Raw genomic sequence first — 14,758 nt, 5'->3', positions numbered from 1 at the left:
GCAGTAAAACAAATGAAGCACTCATTTACGCAATGAGTGCTTCAAATTTTGTGAATTATGAGCCGGAATTCACAGAGTGTGTTTTATTTTGTTATTTACGATAAAAATGAGAACGCCATAACAACGACCCCGAGAACAACAAGGATTACACCGGTTGCACGGTTCAATGTCTTTGGTGTGGCTTTGTTGGCCAATACCGCAGCAATTCTGGCCCAGATCAGAGTGAAGATGATGCACAGGATCCAGACAGCAGGATCCGGCAGGCCGCCGATGGCAAAATGAGAGACTGCTCCGGTAAATGCGGTGAAGGTCATGATAAAGACGCTTGTTCCAACGGCTGTTTTGAGTTCGTATCCCAGAACAGAAGTCAGGATCAGAAGCATCATCATACCGCCGCCGGCACCGATAAAGCCGCATATAAATCCGATAATGATACCGCAGATAACAGACTGCATGGCACGTTTCTTAGTGGATACGCCCTGCATCGCTTCCTTGGTAGTCATAACCGGTCTCACAATGAATTTGATACCCAACAGGAAAGTCATAAAGACGGAGAAATTGCCCATGGTTGCGGATGGAACCAGGCTGGATATATAGCTGCCCACAACAGTGAAGATCAGGACAGTAACCATCATGATCAGGCCGTTTTTGATATCCAGATTCTTGTTCTTGCCGTAAGTATAAGCAGAAACGGCGCTGGCCAGTACATCGGATGATAATGCAATGCCTACGGCCATATAGGGGTCAATACCGAGAAAGGTGATGAGAATCGGACTGATGACGGCGGCAGCACTCATACCGGCAAAACCTGTTCCGAGACCGGCTCCCATGCCGGCAAAAAAAGTAACAATAATCGTAAAAAGTAAATGCATAACTAGTTGTCCTCCAGAATAAGATTCAGATTGAGTTCCATTTGCTGCATACCCTGGAATATGGTTTGACGTGTGGCATCGTCGATGTCTGCAAAAAGCTGTTCAACAAAGTGTTCCTGCAGCTGCTGGCCTCTGCTGATGATAGGCTGTGCCTTATCGGTACAGAGAAGCTGGACTTTACGTCGGTCACCTTCTACATTCTTTCGGATTAGATAACCTTCATTCACAAGCTTATCAATGTTGACAGAGACAAGATTCGCTTTAAGCTTTCGGACTTCGACAATATCTCTGGCTGTTTTGAATTCAGGATTATTGGCCAGAAACATAAGAATATCAAAAGCTGTCTGGGGCAGTTTCAGTTCATGGCAGAGCGGTTTGCATATGCTTTCATAGGCCAGAGACAGTTTCCTTGAAAATTCAATACCTAATTTCACAAAAAGCCTCCTTATGGAATAATTAGTTCAAATTTGAAATATCTATTTATGAACTAATATAAACCATAAGGAGACTTTTGTCAAATATGGAAAACATCAATCAGGAATACCATTGCCAGTCCATAGTATGTAACGACAGCTACCAGATCATTGACAGTTGTAATCAGCGGTCCGGATGCAACCGCCGGGTCCACGTGGATTTTGTGGAAAAACATTGGCACAATGGTGCCGATCATGCTGGAAACTACCATGGCCACAATAAGTGAGAGGCCGACACAGCCAGAGATCAGGAAAGCGGAAAGCCATGCGTATTTCTTGAAAAAGTGGATGTAGACACCGAGAAATACCAGAGCCATCAGGCCAAGGCTGATGCCATTGAAGAAACCGATTCTCATTTCCTTGCCGAGAAGGTAGAGTTTCTTTCTTGTGTTCAGGTTTTCATCCATCAGAACACGGATAGTAACAGCCAGGGACTGTGTGCCGACATTGCCTGCCATATCAAGAACCAGTGACTGGAAGCAGATAACAATCGGCAGAACGGCAACAACGGATTCGAAGATACCCACAACCGAGGATACACCCATGCCCAGAAATAACAGGATGATCAGCCAAGGCAGTCTTTTCTTCATGCTGATGATGGTCGGTTCATTTAAGTCTTCTTCAGATGTCAGACCACCGAGCTTTGCATAATCATCGCCCATGGCATCGTCAACGAGTTCCACAATGTCCGTTGCGGTCAGGATGCCGGCGATACGGCCCTCTTTGGTCAGAACAGGAAGAGAGTCTTCTTCGTAATCGGCAATCTTGTCAATGCAGTCGTTGATTTTCTCGTGTTCGCAGACATAAGGATAGGAACGACTAATAATGTCGGACAGGGCATCATTTTCGCGGGCAATGATCAAATCCTTCAGATCAATGGCACCTACAAATTTCTCATCCTTATCCACAACGTAAATGGTGGAAATATTGTCATGTTCACCAGCTTGGCGAATGAGAGTGCTCATGGCTTCACGGATGGATAATTTGTCGGAAATGCAGATGAAGTTGTTGGTCATGCAGCTGCCGATTTCGTCATCATCATAGGAAAGCAGTCTGCGGACGTCCTTTCGGGTATCTTCATCCAGATGGTTGACAAGTTCCTGTTTTTTGTGTTCGGTCAGATCATCCAGAATGTCCAGTGCATCATCGGCATCCATGTAAGAAACCACTTTGGCAGCCTTTTCAATCGGCAGTTCTTCAATATATTTCTCAGAATCGTCCAGATAGGAAAAGATTTCGGCTACTTTCTGTGCGCCGAGGACAGGATAGAGTTGTCTTCTTTCGGTTTCGCTCAGTAAGGTGATCGCTTCAGCAATATCTTTCTCATGGTAATCGGAAAGCAGCTTTGGCAATTTGGTGGTATCTGTTTCTGTGCGGATAATCTTTAACAGTTCTTTTACATAATCTTTCTTGTAAAACATTTTTCTTTTCATGTCGTCCTCCTTGTCACCCTAAAAAAGGGCATAAAAAATACATCGCTTCACGTTTCAGTTTAATAGCATAGACTGTTGGATGCGATGTACAAAAGAACGCACGAAAATATAGATTGCGTATAGAGAGGAGGCTGCCCAAAGGCACCATGTCTGCAAAGCAGAGGCAAATTCCATACGAATAGGTTGTGTCTGCTTTGCAGGCACAAATATTGTATTAAGATTTGCTTATGGGTCTAAGGCTGAGCTTTCCGAATAGCCGCATTCTGACTGTATACTTCTGTTCACCGCATATCTTACTTCGACCTATGCAACTGTCCATGAAAACTCACCTCCGTTTAACTTTCAAATTTTGTCAATGATTGACCACTTATAGAAGTGGGGAATCTCGCATAGAGATAATCCTTTTGGATAATAACAGAAAAATCTGGAAAAGACAACCCCTCTAAAAACAATTTTTATGGTAAAGTTTTCTTTAGTTTTTTTGGGGAAAACTTGAAATGTCGGGCGCTAAAAAAATGGATAGATATTGAAAATATATAGATTTTCGGTTACCATTAGTTGAGATAGGCGCCATGCGGAAAAATCTGCAGCTTAATCCCCAGGGAGATGGTCTGGCCTTTCTGGCGATGATCTCATGGGGCTGCTATTCGGCGCTGATCAAGAAAATCGGTGAGTGGGAATATCCGATCGTGGCCGTTACAAGAAGAGTGTATTTCTATGGTATTCTATTTTTGATCCCAGTGCTGATCCAGCAGAAAGCCAGCTGGAAACCGGAGATACTGATGAAGCCGGAAGTCCTCGCCAATTTCCTGTTTCTGGTGCTTCATGAGGAAATGACCATGGCCTCAGTGGCTGGTGCGGCACTGATATTCATTGGTCTGGTTATATCACAGAAAAAACAGTTTCATTTTAACAGAAAGGAAAATCATCACATGTTCGAACGTATCAAACCTACAGATACAACTATTGAAGTTGCACTACCGTTTTACATCATGTCACAGATAAGCAATATCTTTTATTATGCAAATATAAAAGATAAAGGACTTACGATGTATGATGAAAAATTTGGTCTTGCTCTGGCTCGCAAAAAACCAGAAATTCGGTCACAGTATTTTGATATTCAGAAAACATGGCATGAAAAATGGATAACAAGATATCCCGACGTGCCGGAAACAGATGAATACATCACACATGACAAAATCAATAAGAAACTCTCATATGATTTTGAAACGTATGGATACTGTAAAACCAACATTTCTGAAGATGACATATGGCATCTTGTTGATACTCTTCTGTACAACAAAGAATCCGACCCGGATGTCATTCGAGCAAAAGAAAATGAAATCAATGTGCATCGTAAATCCGAAGCCATGTATGGTGATGACTGATGTCAGGGAAGGAACACTGATTAATGCCATTGCTGTGGGGAATATTGTCAAACTTTGGAGAAAATTATTAGAGGGCACTATTACGGTTTTTCTTGAGAAATAAATCATGGGTGCTTCTGTGCTGGCGGCTGCAAACAAAAAAATGTCTGTTCCTTTCGGATTGTTTGGATCTGCTGGATCCTGTTTTAACATTTGACGGATTGATGGGAGAAATCGATTTAAACAAGTATCTGACGGATATCCCGGAGTACACAACCGGATGACTCAGATATAATCCGGTCAATTTAGAACAATATATCTGAAATCAGTATGAAGCCAGGCGTAAATCATATCATATGATTTGCGCCTTTTTTGATTGTGTAATGATTATGAGAATTGAGAGGACGGCGGTTAATCACCGCCTCCTACTCGATTAGTTATCCAATAACCATTTCCAAATAGGAATTACCTCAATATTGATTCCATCGCAATCAATAACCGCCTCTTCGCTATTAGTAATGAGAATACATTTGGCGTTGGGGATAAAATTATTTAGCTTCACAAAGGCTCTGGTCTCACGTTCTCTTGTATCTATGTTATCCAGAACCTGCATACTGACCTGGATAGCAAGATTGTCTAATGGTACATAAAAGTCAATTTCTACATTATTCTCAAAGAAATAGACATTTTCGGTACCATAACGTCGCATCAGTTCGATTGCAACAAGATTTTCCAGCTGAGCAGATTTGCAGTTTAGCAGCATAAGTCCTAGAAGTCCGGTATCCATAAAATAATACTTAGGAGAAGTCTCTTTTTCTACAAGTTTGGCGGCATAGTTTTGCAGAGTAAAGAGCAGGTAGGAGTCTGTCATATAGCTGACATAGTTTATTACGGTTTGTTTACCGATAGACATTCCACCACTTTTTAATATATTAGTCAGCCGGTTATACGATAAAGGTTTTGTGACAGATTCTGCAATTTTCTTTAGGATCAGCCTTATTGCAAAATCATTGGTGATTTTATTTCTGGTTATAATATCACCGAGATATACAGTTTGATAGATGCTGTTTAAAAAAGCTCGTTTATTTCTTATCTCAACTAATTCTGGAAATGCTCCATAGGTTACATATTTGTTATATTGATTTTGGACATCTGCCCTGTCTTTGGTGCTAATAACATCCAGGTAATTCTTTGTCATATTATTTGCAATAAGATATTCAGAGAAAGAATATGGATAAATATTCATAATAACAAAACGCCCACCTAAAGTGGAAGCTATTTCGCTGCTTAGCATTTTACTATTACTGCCGGTAATATTGATTCGATACTTCATATCTGCAATTCTGCGAACGAACTTCTCCCACCCGTTAATATTTTGAATCTCGTCTAAAAATAAATATGGCTTGATATCAGTTCCGGATATTTCTAATCCAATTTCTAAAATGAGATTTAAATCTTCAGCAGTCATTTCCAAAAGACGCTCATCTTCAAAATTCACATAAACAATTTGGGACAAGGGAATTCCATTGTCTTCTAATTGTTTTATTTGTTGATACATCATATATGACTTTCCGGTTCTTCTGATACCAACAAAGCAATAATTGACATTGGTTTCTAGAGAATACTGTCTTGTTATTAATGGATTGTTGAGATAAATATCTTTTTGATCAATCATGATTTGTTTTAAAGTATCGCGATTCATAATATATGTCACCTCTTTCTATATGAGATAATTATATATCAATATTGTCTTGCGTACAAGATAATATTATAAATAAATTGTCTTATTCAATGATGATAGAGATATAGATAGTATATGCGTATTGATGAGTATTATAACAGGGAGTCGAGTGGCTTGTCAGATAATCCGGAAGAAGCTACATTTTCTTTTGCCCATGCAACCATACCTTTGGTCTGGCTGCAGATGAAATTTTTTCTGCTTTGCATGACTCGTAGAGTTCACAAAATGTTCACAAAAAATTAGCACTCATCTATTGACAGTGCTAACAATAAGTGTTATATTACATGTAGAACAAAGGAAGGGGAACAAAAAGAAGAGTTCCGAATCCGGAGTTGAAAATGTTGATAACACTCAGGAGTGATCCGAAAGTGCTTGATTAGATTTTAAGATATCTTTTGAAAGGAGATATGACTTATGTTAATGCCTAGTATTTTTGGAGAGAATTTGTTAGATGACTTTTTTGGATTCCCATTTGATGGAGATTATAATTATAATGCAGCAGGTTTGATGACCACAGATGTGAAAGACACAGATCATGGTTATGAAGTAACGATGAACATGCCGGGAGTAAAGAAGGAAGATGTGAAAGCTGAACTGAAGGATGGCTACTTGACCGTTAGTGCTGTATCGAATAAGCAGACAGATGAGAAGAACTCGGAGGGCAAGTACCTCAGACGTGAACGTTACAGCGGTTCATGCAGCAGAAGCTTCTATGTTGGTGAAGGTGTTAAACAGGAAGACATCAAGGCTAAGTTCGAGGATGGCACCTTGAAGCTTGAGATTCCGAAAGAGGAAGCAAAGCCTGCAGTAGAGCAGAAGAAATATATATCCATTGAGGGATAATGATTCATCGGCTCAGATGTTTTTAGACAATAACAGTTAACAGATTGGAATATAGATATTTGATTGAAAAGGAGATATGACTTATGTTACCTAGCATTTTTAACAATAATTTATTTGATGATTTCTTTGGTTTTCCATTTTATTATGACAACAGAGCAGAAGATAAGGCAGAAAAGAAACTGTATGGTCACCATGCAGGCAATCTGATGAAGACAGATATCAAGGAACTGGACAATGGCTATGAACTTGAGATTGATCTTCCGGGCTTCAAGAAAGACGAGATTAAGGCTGAATTGAATAATGGTTATCTGACCGTCAGTGCAGCAAAGGGTCTTGATGAAGATAAGGAAGACAAGAAGACAGGCAAGTACATCAGACGTGAGCGTTATGCAGGCGCATGTCAGAGAAGCTATTATGTTGGCGAAGATATCACAGAAGAGGATATCAAGGCATCCTTTGAACATGGTATTCTGACACTGTTCGTACCTAAGAAAGAAGCAAAACCTGCTGTAGAAGAGAAGAAATATATCTCTATCCAGTAAAAAATAAATGTATATGAAGCGCAGGAATTGTAAGCAAGTCCTGAATCAAAAAGGCCGCAGCCCATTTGGGCTGCGGCCTTTCGCTGTTTTTAGGGTTTTAAATAAATCGGATGCAAAAATGTAATAAGTTATGTCGCTGCGGTTATACCTCAATATCAAAATGGGCATTTTACATTGCATCTTCCGATTGCTATACTCATAGTAAAAGTGAAGATAATAACGTTATATTTGACAATGAATTATGGGGGATGAGTATGAATCAGAATTTATATCCGCATCTTTTTCAGCCGCTGATAATTCGCGGTGTAACGTTGAAAAACAGACTGGAATATGCGCCGACGGTTGTTCTGAAGTGCAATGCGGACGGTACTGTTGGACAGGATATGTTGGATTTTATGGCCTGGCAGGCACAAACAGGTGCAGGCTGGGTAACGGTAGGTGATACACCGGTGACCCATGACAAAACTTCACATTGGTTATGTGAGATGAATGTCTGTGATGATGACTGTATTCATGGGATGAATGCGCTGGCAGAAGTCTGTCGACAGAATGGTGCCGAAATTTCTGCGGAGCTGGCTTATGCAGGACGGGGTAACAGAGCGCCTCAGGATGGTTCACCCATTGCTATTGTTTCTGCAGAAAGACCGTTGAATCCAGAAGATAATGTGCGTACCATGAATCGACAGGATATGGATGAGATGAAAGCCCATTATGCAGACTGTGCCCTGCGCTGCAAACATGCGGGATTTCGCATGGTGATGATTCACTGTGCCCATCAGAATTTCCTGGCCCAATGGCTGTCACCGGCTTCCAATGTGCGGACAGATGAATATGGCGGTTCACCTGAGAACAGGCGTAGATACCCATTGGAAGTGCTGAAGGCAGTGAGAGAAGCTGTCGGTGAAGATATGGTCATTGAGATGCGAGTTTCTGCTGTGGAAGGTATTCCGGGCGGCATGGAATTTGAGGAATCTCTGGCATTTATGAAAGAAGCGCAGGAGTATGTGGATATCGTCCATGTGTCTCAGGGTTCGATTTTTCATTTGTCGGCCCGTTATTGTATACCGACTTATTTCCGTGAACCTCACAAACCGTTGAATGTGGATTATGCAGCAGAAGTAAAGAAACATCTGCATGTGCCGGTGGCTGTTGTGGGGATGATCACAACTTTGGAGCAGGCGGAGGAGATTATTGCGTCAGGTAAGGCAGATATTGTAGCCATGGCCAAAAGTTTTATGGCAGACGGCGATATTGTCAGAAAATCTCTGAGAGCTCAGCAGGCAGAAATCCGTCCGTGTACCCGGTGCGATCTTTGCGGCAATGCCAATACATGGGGAACCAATATGAGCTGTGCCATCAATCCGCGCTGTGGTGTGAGCGGACAGATTCAGCCTGTATCGGAAAATGAACGAAAGAAAGTCATGGTGATCGGTGGTGGTCCTGCGGGCATGATGGCGGCTCAGACACTGGTACAGAGAGGCCATAGTGTCAAACTGTATGAAAAATCCTACAGACTGGGCGGTTTATTAAACGATGCCTGCCTTGTACCGTTTAAAACACTGATGCGGGAATATCTGGACTGGGATATCAGAGAAACCGGCAAATGTGGGGCGGAAATTCTGCTGAATACAGAAGTGACGGAGGATTTAATTGAAAAAGAAAACCCGGATGCCATTATTGTGGCAACAGGTTCTGTTTATGTTCAGCCTCCGATTCCGGGGATAGAAAATGCACTTTCCGTTCGTGTCGTGGATGCCCATGAAGTTGAGACCGGTGAAAATGTGGTTGTTTGCGGAGGCGGCATTACAGGACTTGAATGTGCCCTTACCCTGGCAAAAGAGGGCAAAAGTGTTACTGTTGTGGACCAGCTGAAGCGGGAAGATTTTATTATGGAAATGCCGATTTTTAACAAAGTGGATTTGTTGGATCAGCTGGAGAATCTGAATGCAGCACTTATTGGCGGACAGCGGATTCAGGCGGTAAAGGACGGGGTTGAAACGGTGGATACAGTCACCGGCGAAAAGCATTTCTATCCGGCGGACAGTGTCGTGAATGCGCTGGGTGTCAAACCGGATGACAGCCTTGGCAAAGTGCTTCTGGCAAAATACGGCAGTGCAGATGTGATCATGGTGGGCGACTGTACGGCAAGAGGCGGTACTTATTACAGAGCCAATCATGAAGCTTATTATGCAGCCATGCGTATATAAAAAGGACAGTTGTTTTACGGCTTTTGGAAGGTTTATCGGAACGATCAGGAATGACGGAAGCGGTGGAAAGAGATGGATTTTACAGTTTTAAAATATTTTCAGGCGGTGGCTCGAAACGGCAACATGACCAAAACGGCCAGAGAATTATATATTACGCAGCCAAATCTCAGCAAACGTATTGCGCAGCTGGAGGAAGAAATCGGTGTGCCGTTGTTTGAACACCGAAAAGGCAAAATCGTGCTCAATGATTATGGCCGCATATTTCTTTCCAGCGTGGACATTGCTTTTGCAGAGTTAAAGGCCGGGATGGAAAATGTCCAAAGAACATACACATTAAATCAGAATATTTTATCATTGGGAAGCAATATCCTGCATTATCTGGCTATTCGGCTGCCGAGATTTTCAGAGGCTCATCCGGAAATCGGCATAAGGCAGCTGGATTTTACAACACTTGAGCTGGTTCAGAACCTGCTGGACAGAAATATTAATTATGCATTGTCGAATGAAATGATCGAGGATGAACGGATTGATTTTCAGTTGATTGACAGCAATCCTTATGTATTTGTTATGCACAAAAATCATCCGTTGGCGGAGTGCGGGAAGTTATCCATGGGACAGCTCAAAGAGGCGACGTTTATCTGTGATACCTTCAGATTTCAGTTAAGTCAGCTGTATCAGGCCTGTCGCGTGTATGATTTTGTACCGAAGGTAGGATACGAAGTGCAGAGCAATGAGCTTATGTACAATCTGCTCAATGACAATCGCGGTGTGGCGATCATTCCGATTGTGATGGCCTGTGAAATGTTGAATCTGCACCCGGATTCTGATATTCGGATTTGTACGATAACGGATGATATTGCACCGGCTATTATCGGCATCGGCCGTCTGAAGAATCAGGCGGATACCCAGGCAGGGCAGTATTTTATTGAATTTATCAAAGAAGGACTTGTTCGGGAAAAAGAAGTGATTAAGAAGTTCGGCTATGGTTATCTGATAGGAGAAGCGGATGAAAATATTTAAAGAATTTGAAGGAAAAACAGCTTTTGTAACAGGGGCGGCTTCCGGTATGGGACAGGCCGCAGCTATTTGTTTTGGCGTTCTTGGCTGCAGGGTGGCTGTGGCTGCCAGAAATCCTAAAGCATTGGAAACGGTGCAGACTATACGGGAAAACGGCGGTGAGGCGATTTTTGTTGAATGTGATGTGACAGATGATGATTCTGTCCGTAAAGCGATTGAGACAACGGTGAAGACATTTGGTTCACTGGATTATGCATTTAATAACGCCGGTTGTGGGGCGGACGGCAAAAATATTCCTTTTGCGCCACTGACGGAGGTGGCGGAAAGCGACTGGCAGAAAGTGATCAATACCAATCTGACCGGTGTTTTTCATTGTATGAAATATGAACTTCTGCAGATGCAGAAACAGGGAAGAGGCGCCATTGTTAATAACGCGTCTATCGGCGGACTTAGGATGGCACCGGGATTTGGTGCTTACGGTCCATCAAAGGCCGGAGTGATCGCCATTACCCAGACGGCAGCTCTGGAAAATGCAGACAAAGGTATCCGTGTCAATGTGATCTGTCCGGGACCGACGGAAGGAACCGGACTCATGCAGGACAGTATTGATGCCGGTGCGCAGGATGCGGAATTTCTGAAAAATTATATTATACCCATGAAAAAGATGGGAACGACGAAAGATGTTGCGGATGCTGTGGTATTTTTGTGTTCCGATATGGCGGGACATATCACGGGAATGGCCATGCCGGTGTGCGGTGGCATGCAAATGTAAAGGTGAAAAACCTGGCGTTTCACAGATGATAAGTGAGAAAGAACAGGATAACAAATGCTTGGCATTTGTTCTACAAAAAAATGGAATATGATAAAGGAGAGTATAACGATGAAGAGATTAGAGAATAAGACAGCGATTGTGACTGGCGGTAATTCAGGTATTGGCAAAGCAACAGCGATTCTTTTTGCGAAGGAGGGTGCGGATCTGGTTTTGTGTGCCCGCAGAAAAGAGGCGTTGGACGAAGTGGCAGAGGAATGCCGCAAATATGGTGTTCAGGTTGTGACGGTGAAAGCGGATGTGTCCAGTCATGAGGACTGCAGTGCGGTTGTAAAAGCGGCTTTTGATACGTTTGGCAAAGTGGACATTCTGGTGAATAATGCCGGTATTGTGGATAAGCACCGCCCGATTACAGAGTGTACAGATGAGTGGTGGAATGAGATTATCGCCATTGACCAGAGTTCTCTGTTCTACATGATGAAGGATACGATTCCACATATGATGGCGTCCGGAAAAGGCTCGATCATCAATGTTTCTTCCATCGGCGGTGTGTTCGGCAACGGTGGTATTTCTTATTCAGCAGCAAAATCAGCGGCACTGGCTATGACAAAGAACGTGGCTATTCAGCTGGCACCGAACGGTATCCGCTGCAACGCCGTTTGCCCGGGACCAACACCGACACCGCTGAATACACCGGAAAAAGTCGCTGAATTTTCTACATGGTTTGCAGAACGCTGTGCGCAGCATATGGATATGTCCTTGCCGGAATCCAGTGTGGAGGATCAGGCCAATGCTATTCTGTTCTTTGCAGAGGACGCATCAGCTGCAGTGACAGGTCAGTACCTAATTGTGGACCATGGAACAACATTGTAATTGGATGCTTAAATAATGAAAATAATTGGAGCTGTTTAGAATCAACTTCAAAAGTTGGAAGGCTTTATAATCTTAGAATTAGAGATGATTTTGGATTATAAAGCCTTTTTTGTGGATAAAAATGTCAATTTATATAGATGTGGTTGAAAAGTTGTCGAATCTTGTCGAAATGTTGTGGGCAAAGAGGGGAGGAAAGTGATGGGAATGATAAAAAAGATGTGCTATGATTAATTGCAATAATGTTAAGGGGAAAAGAAAAATGAATTTAGAAATATATCAAAAATTATGCATGGAATCCAAAATTCTTTGGACACAGCATTGCCTGCAACGAATGCAGGAAAGAGGTTTGAAAATGATTTAAAGACTCGAAGAAAGAGGTGATGGATATGTGTATGTATTGTAAGAATAATACAACTGTAAATAGCACAACAACACACGTCGTAAATTATAAAGATTGCATTATTGTGATTAAAAATGTTCCATGCCTTGAATGTGAGCAGTGCGGCGAGAAGTATTATACGGATGAAGTTGCTGATCGGCTTGAAAGGATTGTTGATATGGCCAAGAAGTTAATGCAGGAAGTTACGGTGATTGATTATCCCAAGGTTGCATAATTGGTTTATTATACAGATAATTATTTGAGGTAATCAGAGATGTATCATTAATGTAGGCAATTGTTATGATTGTGACAGAACGGATACCCATAAGGTGACATAAAAGCCATCAGCCCGGAGGATTATAAATCTTCCAGGCTGATGGTTTTTTGCTGTTCCATATGGGAAATCGTTATTTCATAATTAAAGTGCTGATAGGCTTGTTGACCGGTATACCGGTATGTAGTATTATATGAGTTGAAAAAATGGACAGTTAAAGAGAAAGGCGGAGCATAGCGAATGATAGTTGCAACGGTATTTGGAAAGATTATTTCTATCTTTATTATTATGATTGTAGGCGTGATCTGTTGTAAGATGGGAATCATTGATGATTATACAAAACAGCGTTTGTCCAGACTGAGCACATTGGTTGTGAATCCTATTTTGATTTTTACTTCCTTTCAGATGGAGTATGACAGTGAGTTGCTGAAAAAAATGGGTATTCTTTTTGTGTTGGCCGTCATCAGTTATCTGATTTCCATTGTGATTGGTCATTTCCTTTTGCATGAGAGAGAAGGGTATGATCTGTCAATTGAGAAGTTTGCAGTGACCTATGATAACTGTGGATTTATAGGGGTTCCGCTTGGTTATGCGCTTTTTGGAAATATCGGTGTTATCTATGCAACCGTGTTTGTCGCTGTTTTTCATATTTTCTGTTGGACACATGGCATCATGCTGTTGGATAAAGGCGGTTTTCAGCTGAAGAAGCTGATTAATCCGTGCCTCATTGCGGTCATCGCAGGTATGGTATTCTTTATTTTTCAGATTCGTCTGCCGGAAAGTATTGATTTTGCAATGAGTGCTATTGGCGATATGAATACGCCGCTGGCGATGCTTTTGTCCGGCGCGATTATGACACAGCTGAATTTTAAGGAGATTTTGACAAAAAGAAGACTCTTTTTCGTGGCGTTACTGCGCCTGATCGTTTCGGCAGGTCTGTTCTGTTTGTTACTGAGATTTCTGCCGATTGATGATCAGATGCGGACAGTGGCCGCAGTGACTGCAGCGTGTCCGGCCGGTGCCATGACGATTACGATGGCGATTATGTATGAGCGTGATGATCATTATGCGACAGAGCTTTTTACAGTGACAACGCTGCTTTCAATCCTGACAATGCCACTGTGTATGATGATTGCCGGATAGGGCACTGCGCAGCAATTTTACATGCGAATACATCACGATGAAGATTAAACTAAATCATAGGCATTTCTTGGTGTGCCGTCGGCGACATGGATAATTCCGCAGTATCGGAAGCCATAACTGTCGATGGCATTTTGCATTGGCTTGTTGTCAGCGTGGGTATCAATGCGCAGACAGTCTATTTTGTTATGACAGAAATCAAAGCAGGCTCGGGCAATGCCTTTGACCTGACCGTTGGAGGCAATCCGGTGAATTGTGCCATAAGGCTGATCGGAGTGCCAGGCACCATTTTCGATGACAGTGTAATTCTGCTCTTTACCTATAATAAAAGCAAATCCACCCACAATTTTGTCCGGTTCATCATCCGGTGTACAGACATAATAGTTGCCATTGGCAATGTCTTTCAGGATGTCTTCTGAAGCAGGATAATTGCCGTTCCATTGATGGGGATTGCCGTTGGCAGCCATAAATTTTCTGGCATAGGCGTAGAGGGGCATGATATTCTGGATATCTTCTTTACTGGCAAGTCTTATATGAATCATTTTAGTGTATCCTTTCTTCTGTAAATCAAAAACAACTATATAATAGGGATATTTTACCGGAAATGTCAAATATATTTTTAAAAATAGAAAGGTTAAAAATGAGTTGTGAAGAACACAAGGTATTTGGTCCTATTGAAATTTTATTTGACTTTTTGAAAAACAGGAAATATAATAATTACAAACGAGTAGCAAGTAAGCGTAAATCCAGTTTACCAGCTGCTCGTTTTCTTTTGTTAAAAATAATAGTGTCATGAAAAAGTGTGTAGCATGTCAGCGTAAGTCCAGC

At 42.0% G+C, this 14,758-nt stretch carries 14 protein-coding genes; 9 read left to right on the top strand and 5 right to left on the bottom strand.

The genetic code is table 11. From position 1 onward, the window contains the following. Window positions 1-95: 95 nt before the first annotated feature. From NBH03_RS07280 to mgtE, 3 genes are all read right to left on the bottom strand, one after another. Window positions 96-872, bottom strand: a complete 777-nt coding sequence (locus tag NBH03_RS07280; RefSeq protein WP_250798617.1) for a sulfite exporter TauE/SafE family protein — start codon at window positions 870-872, stop codon at window positions 96-98. Window positions 873-874: 2 nt separating this feature from the next. Then, complete coding sequence (locus tag NBH03_RS07275) at window positions 875-1,306, bottom strand: MarR family winged helix-turn-helix transcriptional regulator (protein WP_250798615.1); 432 nt, start codon at window positions 1,304-1,306, stop codon at window positions 875-877. Window positions 1,307-1,386: 80 nt separating this feature from the next. Then, window positions 1,387-2,778, bottom strand: a complete 1,392-nt coding sequence (gene mgtE, locus NBH03_RS07270; RefSeq protein ID WP_250798608.1) for a magnesium transporter — start codon at window positions 2,776-2,778, stop codon at window positions 1,387-1,389. A 572-nt stretch (window positions 2,779-3,350) separates the two neighbouring features. Here mgtE and NBH03_RS07265 point away from each other — a divergent pair. Beyond that, on the top strand, window positions 3,351-4,166 hold the full coding sequence (locus tag NBH03_RS07265) for a DMT family transporter (RefSeq protein ID WP_250798593.1): 816 nt from the start codon (window positions 3,351-3,353) through the stop codon (window positions 4,164-4,166). Between the two features lie 412 nt (window positions 4,167-4,578). Here the strand turns inward: NBH03_RS07265 and NBH03_RS07260 are convergent, their stop codons facing one another. Next, window positions 4,579-5,847: an ATP-binding protein gene (locus tag NBH03_RS07260; protein ID WP_250798591.1), complete on the bottom strand. Its 1,269-nt coding sequence runs from the start codon at window positions 5,845-5,847 to the stop codon at window positions 4,579-4,581. Window positions 5,848-6,300: 453 nt separating this feature from the next. Between NBH03_RS07260 and NBH03_RS07255 the strand changes: the two genes are divergently transcribed. The 8 genes from NBH03_RS07255 (at window position 6,301) to NBH03_RS07220 (ending at window position 13,933) form a co-directional block, all read left to right on the top strand. Next, window positions 6,301-6,729, top strand: a complete 429-nt coding sequence (locus NBH03_RS07255) for an Hsp20/alpha crystallin family protein (RefSeq protein ID WP_215690375.1) — start codon at window positions 6,301-6,303, stop codon at window positions 6,727-6,729. 83 nt (window positions 6,730-6,812) lie between these two features. Then, window positions 6,813-7,271, top strand: coding sequence for an Hsp20/alpha crystallin family protein (locus NBH03_RS07250; RefSeq protein WP_022075062.1), 459 nt, complete (start codon window positions 6,813-6,815; stop codon window positions 7,269-7,271). A 254-nt stretch (window positions 7,272-7,525) separates the two neighbouring features. Then, the gene (locus NBH03_RS07245; protein ID WP_250798586.1) at window positions 7,526-9,478 is read left to right on the top strand and encodes an oxidoreductase; all 1,953 of its coding nucleotides are present in this window, start codon (window positions 7,526-7,528) and stop codon (window positions 9,476-9,478) included. Between the two features lie 72 nt (window positions 9,479-9,550). Next, window positions 9,551-10,498: a LysR family transcriptional regulator gene (locus NBH03_RS07240; RefSeq protein ID WP_215690372.1), complete on the top strand. Its 948-nt coding sequence runs from the start codon at window positions 9,551-9,553 to the stop codon at window positions 10,496-10,498. Continuing rightward, complete coding sequence (locus NBH03_RS07235) at window positions 10,485-11,267, top strand: SDR family NAD(P)-dependent oxidoreductase (protein WP_250798584.1); 783 nt, start codon at window positions 10,485-10,487, stop codon at window positions 11,265-11,267. The genes NBH03_RS07240 and NBH03_RS07235 overlap by 14 nt, the downstream gene beginning before the upstream one ends. A gap of 108 nt (window positions 11,268-11,375) precedes the next feature. Further along, window positions 11,376-12,137 carry an SDR family NAD(P)-dependent oxidoreductase gene (locus NBH03_RS07230; protein WP_250798582.1) on the top strand — a complete coding sequence of 254 codons (762 nt, stop codon included), beginning with the start codon at window positions 11,376-11,378 and terminating at the stop codon, window positions 12,135-12,137. A 386-nt stretch (window positions 12,138-12,523) separates the two neighbouring features. Then, on the top strand, window positions 12,524-12,751 hold the full coding sequence (locus tag NBH03_RS07225; protein WP_227081319.1) for a type II toxin-antitoxin system MqsA family antitoxin: 228 nt from the start codon (window positions 12,524-12,526) through the stop codon (window positions 12,749-12,751). 279 nt (window positions 12,752-13,030) lie between these two features. Next, entirely contained in the window at window positions 13,031-13,933 is a 903-nt protein-coding gene (locus tag NBH03_RS07220) for an AEC family transporter (protein ID WP_250798577.1), read from the top strand. A 44-nt stretch (window positions 13,934-13,977) separates the two neighbouring features. On the opposite strand, the gene NBH03_RS07215 is transcribed toward NBH03_RS07220, so the two are convergent. Then, complete coding sequence (locus NBH03_RS07215) at window positions 13,978-14,472, bottom strand: GNAT family N-acetyltransferase (RefSeq protein ID WP_250798575.1); 495 nt, start codon at window positions 14,470-14,472, stop codon at window positions 13,978-13,980. Window positions 14,473-14,758: the final 286 nt, after the last annotated feature.

It is taken from the genome of Coprococcus intestinalis (assembly GCF_023656595.1).
Taxonomy (GTDB): domain Bacteria; phylum Bacillota; class Clostridia; order Lachnospirales; family Lachnospiraceae; genus Coprococcus_A; species Coprococcus_A intestinihominis.
The sequence above is the reverse complement of the archived record's forward strand: the minus strand, read 5'-3'. Positions and strand labels throughout refer to the sequence as shown.